The organism is Streptomyces sp. NPDC031121 (genome assembly GCF_055570615.1).
Map to the genome: position 1 here is coordinate 93,590 of NZ_JBVIGV010000009.1, position 16,637 is coordinate 110,226.

General features: G+C 76.1%; 14 protein-coding genes. 8 read left to right on the plus strand and 6 right to left on the minus strand.

Annotated elements, in window-relative coordinates; all coding sequences use genetic code 11:
- The first annotated feature begins 123 nt into the window (after positions 1–123).
- The 4 genes from ACZ462_RS18230 to ACZ462_RS18245 all read left to right on the plus strand — a co-directional run bounded on the left by ACZ462_RS18230 (position 124) and on the right by ACZ462_RS18245 (position 2,516).
- A complete protein-coding gene (locus ACZ462_RS18230; RefSeq protein ID WP_467806548.1) occupies positions 124–432 on the plus strand; it encodes a hypothetical protein in 309 nt (102 codons plus the stop codon).
- A 19-nt stretch (positions 433–451) separates the two neighbouring features.
- Entirely contained in the window at positions 452–1,384 is a 933-nt protein-coding gene (locus tag ACZ462_RS18235) for a hypothetical protein (RefSeq protein ID WP_467806550.1), read from the plus strand.
- Positions 1,385–1,814: 430 nt separating this feature from the next.
- Positions 1,815–2,081, plus strand: coding sequence for a hypothetical protein (locus ACZ462_RS18240; RefSeq protein ID WP_467806552.1), 267 nt, complete (start codon positions 1,815–1,817; stop codon positions 2,079–2,081).
- Between the two features lie 120 nt (positions 2,082–2,201).
- On the plus strand, positions 2,202–2,516 hold the full coding sequence (locus tag ACZ462_RS18245) for a hypothetical protein (RefSeq protein ID WP_467806553.1): 315 nt from the start codon (positions 2,202–2,204) through the stop codon (positions 2,514–2,516).
- A gap of 25 nt (positions 2,517–2,541) precedes the next feature.
- Here ACZ462_RS18245 and ACZ462_RS18250 read toward each other — a convergent pair whose 3' ends face one another.
- Together ACZ462_RS18250 and ACZ462_RS18255 are read right to left on the minus strand one after the other, a co-directional pair.
- A complete protein-coding gene (locus ACZ462_RS18250) occupies positions 2,542–3,504 on the minus strand; it encodes an endonuclease/exonuclease/phosphatase family protein (RefSeq protein ID WP_467806554.1) in 963 nt (320 codons plus the stop codon).
- A gap of 109 nt (positions 3,505–3,613) precedes the next feature.
- Positions 3,614–5,698: a SpoIIE family protein phosphatase gene (locus ACZ462_RS18255; protein ID WP_467806556.1), complete on the minus strand. Its 2,085-nt coding sequence runs from the start codon at positions 5,696–5,698 to the stop codon at positions 3,614–3,616.
- Positions 5,699–5,985: 287 nt separating this feature from the next.
- Between ACZ462_RS18255 and ACZ462_RS18260 the strand changes: the two genes are divergently transcribed.
- The 4 genes from ACZ462_RS18260 to ACZ462_RS18275 all read left to right on the plus strand — a co-directional run bounded on the left by ACZ462_RS18260 (position 5,986) and on the right by ACZ462_RS18275 (position 12,827).
- Positions 5,986–6,351, plus strand: coding sequence for a hypothetical protein (locus ACZ462_RS18260; RefSeq protein WP_467806558.1), 366 nt, complete (start codon positions 5,986–5,988; stop codon positions 6,349–6,351).
- A gap of 164 nt (positions 6,352–6,515) precedes the next feature.
- Entirely contained in the window at positions 6,516–10,427 is a 3,912-nt protein-coding gene (locus ACZ462_RS18265; RefSeq protein ID WP_467806559.1) for an nSTAND1 domain-containing NTPase, read from the plus strand.
- A 183-nt stretch (positions 10,428–10,610) separates the two neighbouring features.
- The gene (locus ACZ462_RS18270) at positions 10,611–11,453 is read left to right on the plus strand and encodes a C40 family peptidase (protein ID WP_467806561.1); all 843 of its coding nucleotides are present in this window, start codon (positions 10,611–10,613) and stop codon (positions 11,451–11,453) included.
- A gap of 123 nt (positions 11,454–11,576) precedes the next feature.
- Complete coding sequence (locus ACZ462_RS18275) at positions 11,577–12,827, plus strand: serine hydrolase domain-containing protein (RefSeq protein ID WP_467806563.1); 1,251 nt, start codon at positions 11,577–11,579, stop codon at positions 12,825–12,827.
- Positions 12,828–12,881: 54 nt separating this feature from the next.
- On the opposite strand, the gene ACZ462_RS18280 is transcribed toward ACZ462_RS18275, so the two are convergent.
- The 4 genes from ACZ462_RS18280 to ACZ462_RS18295 all read right to left on the minus strand — a co-directional run bounded on the left by ACZ462_RS18280 (position 12,882) and on the right by ACZ462_RS18295 (position 16,100).
- Positions 12,882–13,655 carry a class I SAM-dependent methyltransferase gene (locus ACZ462_RS18280; RefSeq protein WP_467806564.1) on the minus strand — a complete coding sequence of 258 codons (774 nt, stop codon included), beginning with the start codon at positions 13,653–13,655 and terminating at the stop codon, positions 12,882–12,884.
- A 64-nt stretch (positions 13,656–13,719) separates the two neighbouring features.
- Entirely contained in the window at positions 13,720–14,670 is a 951-nt protein-coding gene (locus tag ACZ462_RS18285; RefSeq protein ID WP_467806565.1) for a transporter, read from the minus strand.
- Positions 14,667–15,611 carry an ABC transporter ATP-binding protein gene (locus tag ACZ462_RS18290; protein WP_467806566.1) on the minus strand — a complete coding sequence of 315 codons (945 nt, stop codon included), beginning with the start codon at positions 15,609–15,611 and terminating at the stop codon, positions 14,667–14,669. Before ACZ462_RS18290 ends, ACZ462_RS18285 begins: the two co-directional genes overlap by 4 nt.
- A 33-nt stretch (positions 15,612–15,644) precedes the next feature.
- Positions 15,645–16,100 (minus strand): GntR family transcriptional regulator, encoded by a 456-nt coding sequence (locus ACZ462_RS18295; protein WP_467806567.1) that lies wholly within the window; start codon positions 16,098–16,100, stop codon positions 15,645–15,647.
- Between the last annotated feature and the right edge of the window lie 537 nt (positions 16,101–16,637).

The window sequence follows — 16,637 nt, forward strand, 5'->3', positions numbered from 1 at the left end:
CAGAACCGATAAGAAGACACCGGTCAACGCCTGCTGACAGCGGCCGTCCTCACCTGGATGGAGCACACCCAGTCCGGCGGCTGGCACGTTGGTTGGGCTATGACAACAGCACGGCATCCGGCCATGTACCCACGGAGCGTCGACAGCGATGGCCGCGACGTACGAACCGGCGCCACGAGGGCGGGCTCGTGGACTTACGTCCCCTCCCCGGCGCACGGGGACCCCGACGCGGGCGCGGTCCTGCGGCGGGGCGCGGACGAGGTGGCCCTCCACTACGCGGCCCCCGCGCTGGAGACCCTCCTGGACACACTCCGACGCTTCGAAGTCGCGTGCACGCGGAGGTGGCAGGCCATGGCGCGGCCGGCCGTGCCGGCCACGGCGCCGTTCGACGCATCCGTCCGCGCATACCTGGGGCAGAGCCACCGTGTATGAACCCTACGGTCTCCACGACATGACCGCCGCCCCCCACCCGCACCCGGACACTCTGCTGTACTGGACCGGGCAGCAGCACGAGCGGCACGACCGGCACGAACGGCACACCCTCCTCGGCACGCCGACGGTCGAGGCGGGCGTGCCGTGGGACGCGGCGGAGGAGCTGGCCTACCAGCTCCAGGAAGCCGCGGGCGCCATGCATGCCGAACCCCTTGACCGCATCGGCTTCGACGAACCGGCCGACCCGGTCGGGCCGGCCGTCGCCGGCCTGGGTGTGGGCGTCGGTGTAGGCGCCGGCCCGGGCATGGCCCAGCCCGCCACCGGCGAATGGCCGCACCCGGCGGCCCACCCCAGCCACCGCAGGAGCGGCTCCGGAAAGCCGGTCATGACGCTGCTCCGCACGGGCAGTCTGCTCACCTCCGTGCTGGTCGCGGTCATCGCCGCCGTCGTCAGCCTGTTCAGCGGCATGGCCATCTGCGACGCGCTGCGCCACAGCGCCGGGCCGCGGACCGCGCACGACGTGGTGAGCTGGTGGCCCCTGCTGATCTACGGGCCCTGGATGGTCGCCTCCCTGTCGATCCTGCGCGCCGCCCTGCACCAGCGGCGTGCCATCCACTCCTGGTCGATCGTCCTGCTGTTCTCGACCCTCGCCACCCTGCTGTGCCTCGCCCAGGCGCCGAGAACGCTCGCCGGGCAGGCGGCGGCGACCCTCCCGCCGATCGCCGCACTGGCCTGCTTCCAGCAGCTCGTACGCCAGATCACGCTCACCCGTCCGCCCCGCCAGCCCTCCCCGCGGCACCGCAACAGCCGCAGCACCCGCACCCCGGCCCCGATGCCGCAGCCGGCGGCCGTGCGGAGCCAGGCGGCCGCCGGCCTGCCGGACTTCGCCCTGGCCGACCGGGGCGGCGGCCTGCCGCCCTCCCCGGGACGCGGATTCCGCTACGGGTCCTGACCGGGCGGCGGCACCCCGCCCCCGGTGCGCGGCCCGCGCACCCGCCGTCCTCCCCCGCGCGGCGCGCTCCACGCGCCGACGCACGTACCGGCACGGCCGGGCCCTGCGGGGCCGGTAACCGGCGGCGACTCCTCGGCACGTCACTCCTTCCCGGACGGTCCAGGACCGTGATCACGCACTTGTCCGGGAAACGAAGATCGAAAGCGATAGGTCACGGGTTGCCCGCGGCGTCAGTCCTACGGACCACCCCACCGACCGGCCGCGAGGGGCGGCGGGGCCCCCGGCCCCCGCCGCCCCCGGCGGCCTGCGCGTCGTTCCCCGACGCTCCCGCGAACGCCCCACCTCGGTCCGCCCCCCGGCGGACCGGCCGTGCGCCGGGCGCCGCAGCGCGCTGCGCGCGCACCACCCCGCAAAACGAAAGGACACCACCATGGGCTACGAACTCACCCGCGCCGAGCGCGTCCAGTACCAGCGGCGCCAGGACGAGGCGTTCCGCGCCGGCGAGGCGGCCGCCGCGAACCTCCGGGCCGCTCTGGCGCTCGCCGGCCTCGTCCTCCCGTCCCTCGGCAACGACGGGCCGGTGGGCTGCCGGGGCATCGTCCGGCTCGGCGGATGCAGTACGGCCGTGGCCGACAGGCTCGCCGAGGTCATCGCCGCCGGCGCCCGGGCCCGTGCCGTACGCGACGCGCAGCCCTGAGTACCGCAGCGACCCTTCCCTCCCCCGTCCCGGCGCGCCCGCGCCGCGGCCGGAGCCCCTCACCACGGCCGCGGCGCCGTGGCCCGCCCACCCCCCGCCCCCTACGTTCGGAGCATTCGCATGGACGCGTGGAAGTCCCTCCGCGGCCCCAAGGCATCGCGGGCCGCACTCGACCCCTACCGCTTCCCCGGCCTGCGCGGCCTCACCGCCGACGCGGAACCGGACAGCACGGAGCCCGAGGACCCGCTCCCCCACCCGGACCGGGCCTCCGACTCGCTCACCTCCGCCGACCGCCGGCGGCTGGACCTGCATGCCTGCCTCACCGTGGCGGGCGTCCCGCCGGCCGCCGAGGACCTGCACGCCATCACCGTGCTCTCGACGGCCGACGACGCCACCTACACGGCGGTCCGGAGGTGGATCACGGCCATCCGGTGAGCCGGAGCCGCCCCGCCGGCCGGCGTCAGAACCGGATGTCGGCGGCGACGGGCAGGTGGTCGCTGCCGGTCGAGGGGAGGGTCCGGACCCGGGTGACGTCGGCCCCGCGGGCCAGGACGTGGTCGATGCGGGCCGCCGGCAGCGGCGCCGGCCAGCTGAACGCGAAGTCCCGGGCCGGACGCCCCGTCAGCCGTACGACGGGGGCCAGCCCCCGGTCGTCGACGGTGGCATTGAGGTCGCCGAGCAGCACCACCCGGTCCACGGGCTCGGCGGCCAGCGCCCGGCCCAGCAGGACGGCGCTCTCGTCGCGCCGCGCCGCGTCGAACCCGCGGAGCGGGCCGAGCCGTACCGACGGCAGGTGCGCCACGTACACGGCGACGTCGCCGTGCGGGGTCCGGGCGGTCGCCCGCAGGCCGCGGTTCCAGTCCTCCCCCACCCCGGTCGGCCGGATGTCCACGGGGCGCGGGTCGTCCAGCGGGTGCCGCGACCACAGGGCGACGGTGCCGGCGGCCGCGCGGTGCGGGTAGTCGGCGGCCATGGCCGCGGTGAAGGCCGGTGTCGCCGCGGGCGTCAGCTCCTCCACGGCGATCAGGTCGGCGCCCGTGCGTGCCAGGGCCCGGGCCGTGCCCGCCGGGTCCGCGTTGTCGTCGGCGACGTTGTGCTGGACGGCCCGCAGGTCGGCGGGCTGCTCGGGGCGCGGCAGCAGGAACGCGCCGAACGCGGCCGTCCAGGCGAGCGCCGGCAGCCCGGCCGCGCACAGCGCGGTCCGCGACCGGCGCAGCACCGCCCAGCCCGCGAGCAGCGGCACGGCCAGGCCCAGCCACGGCAGGAACGCCTCGACCAGGCTCCCCGGACGCCCCGGCAGGTCCGGCAGGAGGCGGGGCCGCACCAGCAGGACGGCCGCCGCCGCGGCGAGGAGCGCCGCGCCCCGGCCCCGGCGCCACGCCCAGCGTCCCCCCGCGCCCCGCCGCGGGCCCGCTCGCCCCATCCCGGTCCCACTCCCCTCGTACGGCGGACGCCTCCGGCGGGCGGCCCGGCCGCGCGGCAAGACGCGCGCGGATGCGCCCGCGGTTCCCGGCCCCGACCGGGGTCGCAGGTCAGACCGTCGGCGGCTCCCGTACCTCGGGGGCCCGGCGGACGCGGGCGAGGACGAGGACGGTGTCGTCGGTCGGCGCCGCGGGCAGCAGTTCGGCGAGGATCCGGTCGGCCGCCTCCTCCAGGGACCAGACCGGCCCGGCGAGCAGCGCGCGCAGGGCGTCGATGCCGGTGTCGATGTCCTGGCCGCGCGCCTCGACGAGGCCGTCGGTGTACAGGGCGACGACGGCTCCCTCCGGCAGGTGCGCCCGCGTCGAGCGGTACGGGACGCCGCCGACCCCGAGGGGCACGCCGAGCCCTTCGCCGACGGTCCGCACCGTGCCGTCGGGGCTGCGGACGAGGGGCGGCGGGTGTCCGGCGTTGGCGATGCGGGCGCCGCCGGTCCGGGCGTCGTAGACCAGGTAGGCGCAGGTCGCCCAGTCGATGCCGGACTCCTCGGCGCAGGCGTCGAGCTCGGCGAGCAGGTCGGCGGGCTCTGCGGTGTGCCGGGCCAGCGTCTTCGCCGTGATCCGCAGCCGGCCCATGTTCGCGGCGGCGGGCACCCCGTGGCCCATGACGTCGCCGACGACGAGGGCGACCCGGTCGCCGGGCAGGGCCACCGCGTCGTACCAGTCGCCGCCGACCTGGGTGACCCGGCTGCCGGGCAGGTAGCGGTGGGCGATGTCGACGTGCGGCCCGGCGGCCGGGGCGCTGGGCAGCAGGGCGTGTTGGAGGGTGAGCGCAATGTCGTGGATCCTGCCGTAGAGGCGGGCGTTGTCCAGGCAGAGGGCAGCCCGGGAGGCGAGCTCCGCGGCGAGGCTGAGGTCCTCGTCGGCGAACGCTGGCCGGGCCGCGGACCGGCCGAACATGGCGATGCCCTGGACGGTGCCGCGGGCGATCAGCGGCGCCACGAGGATGCAGTCGAAGCCGCTCTCCAGCAGCAGCCGGGCGCGCCCGGGGTGCGCGACGGTGCGGGTGACGAACTCCTCGTTCACGGGGACAGCGAGGGGGCGGCCGGTGCCGACCATGTGGTGGATGCTGGAGCCGGGCGGGTAGACCACCCGGTCCGCGCCCTTGACGAGTTCCTCGGCGGGCGCCGGCAGGACCGTCCCGGAGGCGATCCTGCGGGTGGCCAGCGGCCGCTCGGGGTCGAAGTCCTCGTCCTCGTCCATCCATTCGACGCGTTCGACGACGCAGCCGTCGCAGAAGTCGGGTACGGCCGCCTCGACGAGCTCGCGGGCGGTGGTGTCCAGGTCGAGGGTGGTGCCCATGCGGGCGGCGGCCCGGTCGAGCAGGGCCAGCCGCTGCCGGGCGGCGGTGGCCTCGAGGATCGCCTGCTCGCGGTCGGTGACGTCGAGGAGGAGCCCGCCGACGCCGCGCCGGGTGTCGCCGGCTCCGCTCAGCGGGAAGAAGCTGACGGAGCGCACCTGGTCGCGGTCGGGCCGGCCGGGGGTGCGCAGGCCGACCAGGGCGCCCACGACGGAGCGGCGGCCGCGGGCCACGTCGTGCAGGGTGCGTTGGAGTTCCCCGCCGTCCGAGGTGATCATGATGTCGGCGGCGTGGCGCCCGAGGTGGTCGGCGAGGGGGATGCCGTCCATCTCGGCGAGGGCCTGGTTGAGGTGGACGTAGCGCAGCTCCTCGTCGAGCATGACGAGGCCGATCGGGCAGGTCTCGAAGAGGGCGTCGAGGAAGAGGAGGTTCGTCTTGACACGGTCGAGTTCCTCGCCGCGGGCGGCCAGCCCGAGCACGACGGAGCCGCCGGCGCCTGCCAGGGGGAAGACCCGGAAGCCGCAGTCGAAGATGCCGCCCTCGCGGTGCCGGGCGGGCATGCGGACCCGCCAGTAGCCGAGGGTGCGGGCGCGCTCCAGGAGCCGGGCGGCGCCGTCCGGGGCGTCCGGGGGCGGGTCCGGGAAGAGGAGGGCGGCGGGCCGGGAGAGCACGTCGTCCGCGGCGTGGCCGAAGAGGTGCTGCGCTCCGGGCCCCCAGTGGGCGATCCGGCCCGCGTCGTCGAGGGCGAAGACGGCGACGGCGACCTGCTCCAGCAGGGGTCCCGGCTCGGACAGGAGCGGGCCGGGGCCGCTCCGGCCCCCCGGCCGTTCCGGTCGCATCGGGACGCCCCCCTTCCACGCAGACGGCTGTCGGGCCCGCGCCCGGGGCGGGCCGCTGCCTCAATTCTGCGCGCGGTCCCGCCGGAGGACATCACGGGTGCCTTCGGGCACCGCCCCGGGTGCCGCCTCACGGGTGGCGCGGGGTTGCCTCCCGGGCGGCGTCCCCGCAGGCCGGGAGGGGTTTCCCGGGCCGTCGGCGGACGGGAGACAGGAAACGCGTCGACCTCGGGGGGCGCCGCGGACAGGCTTGAGCCGTCAGCACGAAACGCGACCCCCAGGGGGAACCGATGCGCAAGATGATCCGCGGCGCCGCCGCACTCGCCACCGCCGCCGCGGCCGTCGTCGCACTCGGCGGGGCGGCCCAGGCCAAGCCCGCCGGCGACTGGGCGGGCTGCCCGTCCGGGGCGGTCTGCATCTACCCGCAGGACCAGAACCCGGCGGTGAAGCCGACCCACGTCTTCTACAGCTACGGGGCACACAAGATCTACAACCAGTACGGCAACCACTGGGTGCTGAACAACCAGACCGGCGGCGCCACCGCCGCGCTGTGCACCGGCAGCAACGGCACGGGCTGCGGCGGCCGCATCGCCGCGCAGACCGGCGTCTACGCCAACCTCACACCCATCAACTCCGTCGCCCTGTACCGGCCGTAGTCCTGGCCCGGTTGTTCGGAACGCCTCCCGGAGCCGCCCTGCGGCGGGCCCGGGAGGCCTTCCGCATGCGCGTTTTCCCGCCACGCCGGTCACAGCGCGTACACGGCCGTGCGAGGCCCGCTGTAGCCTTGGGCTGCCATCTCACGACCTCGGCGCACACTGCCATGGGGGATGCCGTGGGCGACCCGGAGAGCGGGCGGAACACGACACACCGGTACGGCCCGTCCGAAGCCTCCGACACCGCGCAGGGCGCGTCGGCCGCCGAGGCGGACCCGGCTGCGGGCGCAGCGGAAGCGGCCGTGCGGTCCTTTCCCGCCCAGTTGCGCAGGCTGCGCGTCGAGCGCGGCCTGTCGCTGGCGGGGCTCGCCCGCCAGACCCATTACAGCAAGGGCTATCTCAGCAAGATCGAGACCGGGGCGAAGCGGGTCACCCTCGACGTCGCGGTGCGCTGCGACCGGGTGTTGGAGGCGGACGGCGCGCTGGTGCGGCTGGCCCACGAGGCGGACCCGGACTCCGCCCGGGCGGCCGCGGCGGAGGCCGCGCCCGCGGCGGCGGCCCCGTGGCAGGCGGAGGGCGAGTGCCCGTACCGGGGGCTGGCGGCCTTCACCCCCCAGGACGCGGGCTGGTTCTTCGGCCGGGAGCGGGCCACGGCGGCCCTGGTGGAGCGGGTCTTCGAGCGCATCGGGAGTGGCCCGCTACTGCTCGTCGGCCGGTCCGGGGCGGGGAAGTCCTCCCTGCTGAACGCCGGTCTCGTGCCGGCGCTGCGGCGCGGCGGCGGTTTCCCGATGGCGGGCGCCGACTCCTGGCCCGTGATCAGGCTGACCCCGACGGCGCATCCGCTGCAGGAGCTGCTGGACTGCACCGCGAAGGCCCTCGGCGACGACCCGGGCGTGGGTGTACGGGAGTTGCGGCAGCGGCCCGAGCGGCTCCTGGAGGCGGTGCACCGGCTCTCCGGCGGAGCCCGCGGTGCCGGGGCCGGGCCGGCGGAGGGCGGGGCCCCTGACGGGCGGCCCGGGCTGCGGCCGGTTCTGCTCGTCGACCAGTTCGAGGAACTTTTCACCCTGTGCGGTGACGAGGAGGAGCGGCGGGCGTTCGTCCGGGTCCTGTGCGCCGTGTCCGCGTCGCGCCGCGCCGACCGGGCAGGCCTGGACCCGGCGGTGGTGGTGCTCGGCATCCGCGCCGATTTCACCGCCGGCTGCCTGGACCTGCCGGAACTGGCGGCCGCGCTGGCGGACGGGCTGTTCGTCCTGCCGGCGATGACCGTGGCCGAGCTGCGGGAGTCCGTCACACGGCCGGCCGCCCGGGCCGGCCTCGCCCTCGAACCGGGCCTGGTGCCGCTGCTGCTGCGCGACGCCGGGGTGCGCGGGGCGGCGGCCGGGCCGGCGGCAGCCTCGGGTCTCGCGGCGCCGGCCGGTGCGCTGCCGCTGGTCTCGCACGCGCTGATGGCGACCTGGCAGCGGCGCGAGGGCGCCACCCTGACCGTCGCCGGGTACGAGCACAGCGGAGGCATCCAGGGGGCGGTCGCGCAGACCGCCGAGAACGTCTTCGCCCGGCTGTACCCGGCCGAGCAGCGGGTGCTGCGCCGGATGCTGCTCGGCCTGGTCCACGTGGGCGACGGCGCCGCGGCGACCCGCCGCCGCATGCGGCGGGCCGTGCTGCTGGAGCAGTCCGCCGACCCGGGCGCGGCCGGGCGGGCTCTCGACTCGTTCGTCCGGGCGCGGCTGGTCACCGCGGACAGCGACACCGTCGAGATCGCGCACGAGGCCCTGCTGCACGCCTGGCCGCGGCTGCGCGGCTGGATCCGCGCTGACCGCGACGGGCTGCTGGTGCACCGGCGGCTGGCCCGCGCCGCCGAGGAGTGGGAGCGCGAGGGCCGGGACCCCTCCGTCCTGTACCACGGGACGCGCCTGGACACCGCCCGGACCTGGGCCGACGAGCTGGGCGGACGGGCCCGGCTCACCCCGCTGGAGGCGGAGTTCCTGCGGGCGGGGGCGGCGGCCGAGGAGGAACGCCGGGAGCACGACCGGCGCCAGGTCCGGCTCCGGCAGCGGATGCTCGCCCTCCTCGTCGTCCTGCTGGTGCTGGCGCTGACCGCGGGCGGGCTGGCGTACCGGCAGCGGGAGGCCGCCCTCGGCCAGGAGCGGCAGGCGCGGTCGCAGGCGCTCGCCGCGCAGTCCGCCGCGCTGGCGGCCGGGCGGCCCGAGGAGTCGCTGCGGCTCGCGCGGGAGGCGTACCGCACGGCGGCCACCCCGGAGGCGCGCGGCGCGCTGCTGAGCACGCAGGCCCAGCCCTTCCTCGCCCGGCTCGGCGGCCACAGCGGGCCCGTGAACGCGGTGGCCTTCGCGCCGGGCAGCGGGCTGCTGGCGAGCGCCGGGTCCGACGGGAGGGTGCTGCTGCGCCGGGTGTCCGACCGGAGGACGACGGCCGCGCTGACCATGCCGGGCCGGGTCCGGCACATCGCCTTCAGCCCCGACGGGAGCCGGCTCGCCGCGACGTCCACCGACGGCCCCGTACGGCTGTGGGACACCTCGGACGGCGGCGGGACGGCCGTGCTCCCGGCGGACACCGCGGATGCGCGGGCCCTGGCGTTCTCCCCCGACGGGCGCACGCTCGCCGTCGCGACCGCGGACGGCCGGGTGCTGCTGCGGGACCCTGCCGGCGGGGCCGGCCCGCCGACCGTCCTGGCCGGGCACACCGGGAAGGTGAACGCCCTGTCGTACGCGCCGGACGGGCGGACCCTCGCCTCGGCCGGCTCGGACCGGACGGTCCGGCTGTGGGACCCCGCCGGCGCCCGGAGCCCCGCCGTCCTCGAAGGGCACACCGCGGAGGTGCTCGGGGTGGCGTTCGCGCCGGACGGGCGGAGCCTGGCCAGCGGCGGCGCCGACCGCACCGTCCGGCTGTGGGAGGCGGGGCAGCGCCCGGCGACCGCGACGCTGACCGGCCACAACGACGACGTCAACGGCGTCGCGTTCACGCCCGACGGCTCGACGGTCGTCAGCGCGGGCGGGGACGGCACGACCCGGCTGTGGGACGTCCGCAGCGGGCGGCAGACGTCGGCGCTGTCGGGGCACACCGACTACGTCCTCGCGGCGGCCGTCGACGCGCAGGGCGCGGTGCTGGCGACCTCCTCGTTCGACCAGTCGGTGGTGCTGTGGGACCTGCGCGGGCGCACTCTGACGGCCCGTCCGTTCACCGAGTTCTGGCGGGTGGCGTTCAGCCCGGACGGCGCCCTGCTGGCCACGGCCTGCGGCGACCACACGGTGCAGTTGTGGGACGTACGGGGCCGGCGGCTGCTCCGGCGGCTGGAGGGGCACTCGGAGGCCGTGTACGCGGTGGCGTTCTCCCCCGACGGGCGGACGCTGGCCTCGGCGGCCTCCGACGGGACCGTCCGGCTGTGGGACACCGCAGGCCGGACCGGACCGGCGGTGCTGCGGGGGCACACGGGCACCGTGTTCGCGGCGGTGTTCTCCCCGGACGGGCGGACGCTCGCGTCGGCGGGTTCGGACCGCACGGTCCGGCTGTGGGACGTGCCGGGGCGGGCGCCGCTGGCCACGCTGACGGGCCACACCGACTTCGCGAACGACGTCGCGTTCGGCCCCGACGGCAGGACGCTCGCCAGCGCGGGCGACGATCTGACGGTGCGCCTGTGGGACGTGCCGGGCCGCCGGCCGCTGACCACGCTCACCGGCCACACCGGCGCCGTCCGGGCGGTGGCGTTCAGCCGCGACGGCCGGTCCCTGGCCAGCAGCGGCAACGACGGCACGGTCCGGCTGTGGGACCCGTGGCGGCACGCGGTCGCCGCCGTCCTGGCCGGGCACACCGGCTCCGCCCGCGGCATCGCCTTCTCCCCCGACGGCCGCACCCTGGCCAGCAGCGGCAACGACCGCACGGTCCGGCTGTGGGACGTGGCCGGCCGGCGGCTTCGGGCGGCGCTGTCGGGCCACACGAACGCGGTGTGGGGTGTCGCGTTCAGCCCGGACGGGCGCACCGTCGCGAGCAGCGGCAACGACGGCACGGTCCGGCTGTGGGACCCCGAGCCCGCCAGGCAGGGCGCCCAGCCGCCAGAACTGCCCTGACGGGAGGGGGTTTCCCGGGGGTTTCCCGTTGCCCGTCCGGGTGGGGCGGCGCGGCGGGGTCGACGCGGCGGGCCGCGCTCGGCCAGTCTCGGGATGCGGGCGGCGTCCCACCCCGAGAGCGACCCGCCCGCCTCCTGACACGGACTCACCGCGCCCCGCGGCCACACGAATCGAGGGATCCGCATGCTTCGCCGATCCGGCCCCATCGGCACGCTCATCGCACTCCTGGCCGTCCTGCTGGGGGCGCCCGCCCCCGCGGCGGCCGCCGACGACTCCTGCCGCGTCCTCGCGCCGGGCGCCTCCGCCGCCGCGGAGCGGGCCGTCGCCGCCGCCTGCGAGCAGGTCGCCGCCGACGTCTGGTACACGTGGGGCGGGGGCCACGGCCCCGAGCCGGGGGCCACGTACGGCCAGGTGGACCCCAGCGACCCGGCGAGCGAGCACGATCCCGAACGGCTCGGCTTCGACTGCTCCGGCCTCGTCCGGTACGCGTACGCCCGCGCCACCGGCTCGGACATCCTGAACGGGGTGGCGTCCGCCCAGTACTACACGCACCGCGCGGCCGAGCGCTTCACCGCGGCGCAGGGGCTCGCCCCGCTGGTGCCCGGGGACCTGCTCGTGTGGGGCACCTCCCGGGACCTGCACCACATCGCGATCTACCTGGGTGCGGGGAAGATGGCGGAGGCCCGGCAGTCCGGGACGAAGCTGATGGTCAGTGACGCCCGCCTGGACTCCGGCTACCACGGGGCGGTCCGCGTCAACCCCGGCCCCGTCGAGGGGCCCCTCTTCCGGACGTGGGGCACCGGCGTGTGGACGAAGGCCGAACCGCGGCTGTCCGCGGCCCGCGTGTACGCCTTCCCCGGCCCCACGACGATCCGCGTCGGCTGCCAGAAGCACGCGGAGAAGGTCACCTCGGACGGCTACACCAACGACGTCTGGTCCTACCTGCCGGACTACAACGCCTGGATGACGAACATCTACATCCAGGGGCCCGCATGGCTGGACGGCGTCCCCGCCTGCCGGACCTGACCGGCCGCGCCGTGCGGGCCAGCCGCCGGACGGCCCGTACGATCCCCCTCTCCCCGACACGGTGCGGCCGCCCGGCGGCACCGTGCCGTCCCCCCCACCCCTCCCGAAGCGCCGAGGAGCCCCGTGCACCTGTCGTCCCACGCCCGCCGCCTGACGGCCGGCGCCGCCCTGCTGGCCGTCGCCGCCGGCCTGGCCCCCGCCGCGGCCGCCCACGCGGCACCGCACTCCACCACCACCACCGCCGCCGCCGCGCTGCCGCAGCAGGCGCCCGCCCCTGACGCCGCCGCCCTGGAGCGGGCACTCCGCGCGGCCACCGCTGCCGGGGCGCCCGGGGCGATGGCCCGCTTCACCGGTCCGGAGGGCCGGGTCCTGGCCAGGACGACCGGGGTGCGCGACCGGGGCAGCGGTGCGGCGATGGACCTCGGGGCGCGGTTCCGCATCGGCAGCGTCACCAAGACGTTCTCCAGCGTCGTCCTGCTCCAACTGGTGGACGAGGGGCGCCTCGGCCTGGACGACCCGGTGGGCCGCCACCTGCCCGGGCTGCTGCCCGACGACCGGATCACCGTCCGGCATCTGCTGGCCCACCGCAGCGGCCTCGCCGACTACACGGAGGCCATGTTCGCGCGGACCGTGCCCGGCTTCGAGGCCGTGCGGAACAAGGTGTTCGACCCGCGGGAGCTGGTCCGCCTGTCGCTGCGCGAGCCCCGCACGAACGCGCCGGGCGCGGCGTACGCGTACTCGAACACCAACTTCGCCGTCGTCGGCATGCTCATCGAGAAGGCCTCCGGCCGCAGCGTGGGCGAGGAGTACCGGCGCCGCATCATCGGACCGCTGCGGCTGAGGGACACCGCGTACGTCCACCCGGACACAGCGATCCGCGGCCGGCACGTGCGCGGCTACCTGCACCCGGACGAGGCGGGCACCCCGGTGGACTCCACCGAGCAGACGGCGTCCTGGGCGCAGGCGGCCGGCGCGATGATCTCCGCTCCGGCCGACCTGAACACCTTCGTCTCCGCGCTGCTCGGCGGCCGGCTCCTGCCCGCGCCGATGCTGGACGCCATGCTCGCCGCGACGCCGACGGACGCGACGGGCACCCGCTTCTACGGGCTGGGCCTGCGCCGCTACGACCTGTCGTGCGGGGTGCCGGTGTACGGGCACACCGGCACCGTGCAGGGCTACTACACGTACGCGTTCGCCACGCGCGACGGCCGGCGGTCGCTGGCGGCCATGGCGAACACCTCGAACCGCGGCCAGGCGAACACGGCCCTGGGCGGAACCCTGGAAGCCGCCTTCTGCGGGGCGAAGGCCGCCGCCCCGCGGTCCGGGCGCGGCTCCTCCGTCCCGGTGGGGGCCGACCTGCCCGAGCACGGCTGACGCCGGAGCCCCGAGGCCCGTACGGCCGGCGCCCCCACGGGGGTGGGGCGCCGGTCAGGCGGTGACGCGGATCTTGGACTGGCCGTGGCCGAGCTGCTCCCAGTCGTCCATGAAACGGGCGGTCAGGCCGTGCCGGGCGGCGAGGTCGACGAGGGTCTGGGTGCGGTAGTAGAAGTCCTCGCGGAGGACCTGGTGCTCCTCGCCCTCGGTGCGGTCGAAGGTGAAGTCGAAGAAGCCGCCGGGGGCCAGGACGCGGCCGACGTGGGCGAGGCACTCGTCGATGACCTCGATGGGCGAGTGGGAGAAGACGCTGTGGGCGTGCACGACGTCGAAGTGCGACGTCGGCAGGAACTCAAGCTTGAGGTCCTGGGTGATGGTCAGGTGCGGCAGCTTGTCCTGGAGTTTCTGCCGGGTGAGGGTCTGCTTGGCGGAGATGAGGATGTCGGGCGAGATGTCGATGCCGTAGTAGTGCCCGGGGTGGAGGTGCTCGATGAAGCGCCAGCCCGCGCGGAGGTTGCCGCAGCCGATGTCGAGCATGCGGTGGTGCGGGGCCAGGCCGTGTCCGAGGAGGTAGTCGAACTGCATCTTGCCGAGGGCGAGCCAGCGGTCGTGGCTCTGGCTGCCGACGGCGGCCTCGGGGTTGCGGGCGGTGTCGGAGGCCATGACGGCCCGGTAGTACGACACGTGGTCGCGGTGCTTGGTGCGCAGCCAGCCGTCGCGGGCGGCCCGGCGGACGTAGCCGCCGATGCGCTCCGGGTGGCGCAGGGCGTAGCGGACCTTGTGGACGACGCTGGAGCGGTCGGCGGTGAGGTTCTTCTTGGTGGCCACGAGGTGTTCCTCCAGGTGGGGGATGGGTGGAGGACCCCGGCGTACGGGGCCTCCCCCGCGGGTTTCAGACTAGGCCGCGGCGGCGGTGCAGCAGGACCGCCGTCAGGGCGACGAGGGCCGCGGCGAGTCCGAGGTAGACGGCTGTGTCGACGGCCTGGAAGGTCCAGAAGTCGGAGCTGGGGTACACCTTGTGGACGCGGCCGGTGTAGCCGTGCTCGTCCATGCAGACCCGCAGTTCCTCGCCGGAGAACAGGCAGTTCTCCAGGGGGTGCTGGGCGCCGTCGGGGGTGAGGTAGCGGTAGCCGGCCGACCAGCCGCTGCCGATGAGCCGCTTGGGTGTCATGCCGGGCGTGATCCGGTCGACGGGGGCGACCCAGTCGCGGCGGAAGAAGGTCAGGAGGGCTGTGGTGGCCAGGACCGCGACGGCGGTCAGGCCCATCGCGGGCAGGGTCCGGCGCACCAGGAGGCCGATGGCGGTGCCCGCGGCGAGCGCGAACAGGGCGCCGGCGACGGCCGCCGGGCCGGTGCCGCTGAGGATGTACGGGTCGAACCAGTAGACGCCGTCCTTCATGTTCGCGATCGGCTCCCACCACCAGGCGAGGAGGGCGGCGACCGCGGCGGACAGGACGGTGACGCAGAGCGCGGCGAGCCCGAAGCGGGCCGCGAACCAGCTGCGGGCGCCGGCGCCCTGGGTGAGGGCGAGCTTGACGGTGCCGCGTTCGATCTCCCGGCCGATGAGCGGGGCGCCCCAGAACATGCCGATCGCGGCGGGCAGCAGGACGGCGAGGGTGCCGAGGGCCCGGATGCCGGGAGCGTGGTCGAACACGGCGACCTCGACGTCGACGGGGCAGACGCCGTTCCAGCCCTTGCAGGCGGTCAGGTCGTGGCCGCCGACGACGGCGGCGAGTTCCGCGTGCCGTACGGCGACCCAGACGGTGCAGGCGGCGACGAGGACGAGGCCGGCGAGGGCCGGCAGGCGCTGCTGGCGCCAGGCGAGCCACATGGTGCCGTTCATGCGGCGGCTCCCGTCTGCGCCGCCTGCGGGCCGGGCGGGGTGGTGGCGGGTGCGGGGCGCAGGTGGGCGAGGAGGAGTTCCTCAAGCGAGGGCGTCGCGGTGATCCAGCGTTCGTCGGCGCCGGCCGGGAGGGCCGAGCCGGGGGCGTTGCGGATGACGGCCGTCAGCTGCCGCCCCGTCGTCGCGGCGTGCACGACGGCCGAGCGGTCGGCATCCGCGGGCAGTCCGTCGGGGGTGTCCGGGTCGGCGCGGCCCGTGACACGGGTGTACGCCTCGCGCAGGTCCTGGGTGTCGCCGGCGAGCCGGATCCGGCCGCTCCGGAGGAGCAGGACGTGGTCGCAGACGTTCTCCAGCTCGGGCAGCACGTGCGAGGAGATCACGACGGTGATGCCGCGGTCCGCGGCCTCGGCCATCAGCAGGCCGGTCATCTCGTGCCGCACCAGCGGGTCGAGGTCGGCGAGCGGTTCGTCGAGCAGGAGGAGGTCCGCCTGCTTGCCGAAGGCGAGGGCGAGGGCGACACGGGTGCGCTTGCCGCCGGAGAGGCTGCCTATGCGCGCCTTCGGGGGGATGTCGCCGTCGCGGACGATGCGCTCGGCCTTGGCTGCGTCCCAGTGGCGGTTCAGCCTGCGCCCCATGGCGAGGGTGTCGGCGACGGTGAAGTCCCGGTGGAGGGGCTTGTCCTGGCCGACGAAGGCCGTGCGCTCGCGTGCCGTACGGGTGCCGGGGGCGGCGCCGAAGACGCGTATCTCCCCGCGGTCGGGCCGCAGCAGGCCGGCCATCAGGTGGAACAGGGTGCTCTTGCCGGCGCCGTTGGGGCCGACCAGGGCGGCGATGCGGCCGGCCGGGACGTCGAAGCCGCAGTCGGCGAGGGCCTCCTTCCCCCGGAAGGAGTGGTGGATCCCCTGGGCCCGTATCGCCGGCGGGGCGGTCGGGTCGTTCACGTGTTTCCTCTCGTGGCGGTGCGTCGTGCCTGGTCAGGGCTCGGGCGCGGGGTCCGCCGGGTCGGTCGGTGCCGAATGGGCCGGGGCCGTGCCGCCCACCGCCGCACCGGGCGGCGCCGTGCCGGCGAGGGCCGCCTCGACGAGCGCCAGGATGTCGGCGCGCCCGAGCCCCGCGGCCTGGGCGCGGGCCGTCCAGGCGACGAGGTCGGCGCGCAGCGGCGAGTCGGCCGCGGCCTCGGGTCGGGAGAGCGAGCGGGTGACGAAGGTGCCCCGTCCGGGGCGCGGTTCGACGAGCCCCTCGCGCTCCAGTTCCCGATAGGCCTTCAGCACGGTGTTCGGGTTGATGGCGGTCGCCTCGACGACGGCCCGCGCGGTCGGCAGCCGGTCCCCGGGCTCCAACACCCCGAGCCGGAGCGCCTGCTTGACCTGGTTGACGAGCTGCAGATACGTGGCCACACCACTGTGCCGGTCCACCTGAAACTCGATCATCCCTGCTCCTGCACCATTCCACTAATGTGTTAGTGGAATGGTGCATTGGGTGATCGACTTTCGTCAAATCGGGGCGAGGCGGGGAACGGCGGGAGCCGCTGATGCGGGAAGGAGAGGCGACGGCGGAAGCAGGTGGCGTGGCCGCGGACTCGGGGGAGGGAAGGCGCGGGCAGACGCGGAAGCCGCAGGATCGGCGCCAGGAAGGCGACGGCGGAGCGGGGGGGAACGACGGGAGCCGACGACTCGGGGTCGGGGTCGTGCTGGGGGCGTCCCGTCAGCCCATTGTCGTTCCGGCGCGGGCCGCCCTGTAAAGGGCGCGCCCGTTGGGCGCGTCGCTGCGCGATGGCCCTTGCGGGCCACCCTTTACAGGACGTCCCACACCGGAAAGACAACAAGCTGCCGGGAAGCCCCCAGAGGGAGGAACGGCCTGGGGGAGCTTGGCCATAGGGGCGTGTCAGAGCCCTTGCTCCCCCGCCCCGGCTACCCCTTCCACCCCACCGGCATCAGCCGACCCGTCGGCCGGGGCCCGGCAGGCTC

Excerpts from the sequence above, each read along its gene's own strand:
- ACZ462_RS18235 (WP_467806550.1), top strand. The coding sequence starts at position 452 with ATGACCGCCGCCCCCCACCCGCACCCGGACACTCTGCTGTACTGGACC.
- ACZ462_RS18230 (WP_467806548.1), top strand. The coding sequence starts at position 124 with ATGTACCCACGGAGCGTCGACAGCGATGGCCGCGACGTACGAACCGGC.
- ACZ462_RS18255 (WP_467806556.1), bottom strand. The coding sequence starts at position 5,698 with ATGCGACCGGAACGGCCGGGGGGCCGGAGCGGCCCCGGCCCGCTCCTG.
- ACZ462_RS18260 (WP_467806558.1), top strand. The coding sequence starts at position 5,986 with ATGCGCAAGATGATCCGCGGCGCCGCCGCACTCGCCACCGCCGCCGCG.
- ACZ462_RS18295 (WP_467806567.1), bottom strand. The coding sequence starts at position 16,100 with ATGATCGAGTTTCAGGTGGACCGGCACAGTGGTGTGGCCACGTATCTG.
- ACZ462_RS18245 (WP_467806553.1), top strand. The coding sequence starts at position 2,202 with ATGGACGCGTGGAAGTCCCTCCGCGGCCCCAAGGCATCGCGGGCCGCA.
- ACZ462_RS18250 (WP_467806554.1), bottom strand. The coding sequence starts at position 3,504 with ATGGGGCGAGCGGGCCCGCGGCGGGGCGCGGGGGGACGCTGGGCGTGG.
- ACZ462_RS18265 (WP_467806559.1), top strand. The coding sequence starts at position 6,516 with ATGGGGGATGCCGTGGGCGACCCGGAGAGCGGGCGGAACACGACACAC.
- ACZ462_RS18240 (WP_467806552.1), top strand. The coding sequence starts at position 1,815 with ATGGGCTACGAACTCACCCGCGCCGAGCGCGTCCAGTACCAGCGGCGC.
- ACZ462_RS18270 (WP_467806561.1), top strand. The coding sequence starts at position 10,611 with ATGCTTCGCCGATCCGGCCCCATCGGCACGCTCATCGCACTCCTGGCC.
- ACZ462_RS18285 (WP_467806565.1), bottom strand. The coding sequence starts at position 14,670 with ATGAACGGCACCATGTGGCTCGCCTGGCGCCAGCAGCGCCTGCCGGCC.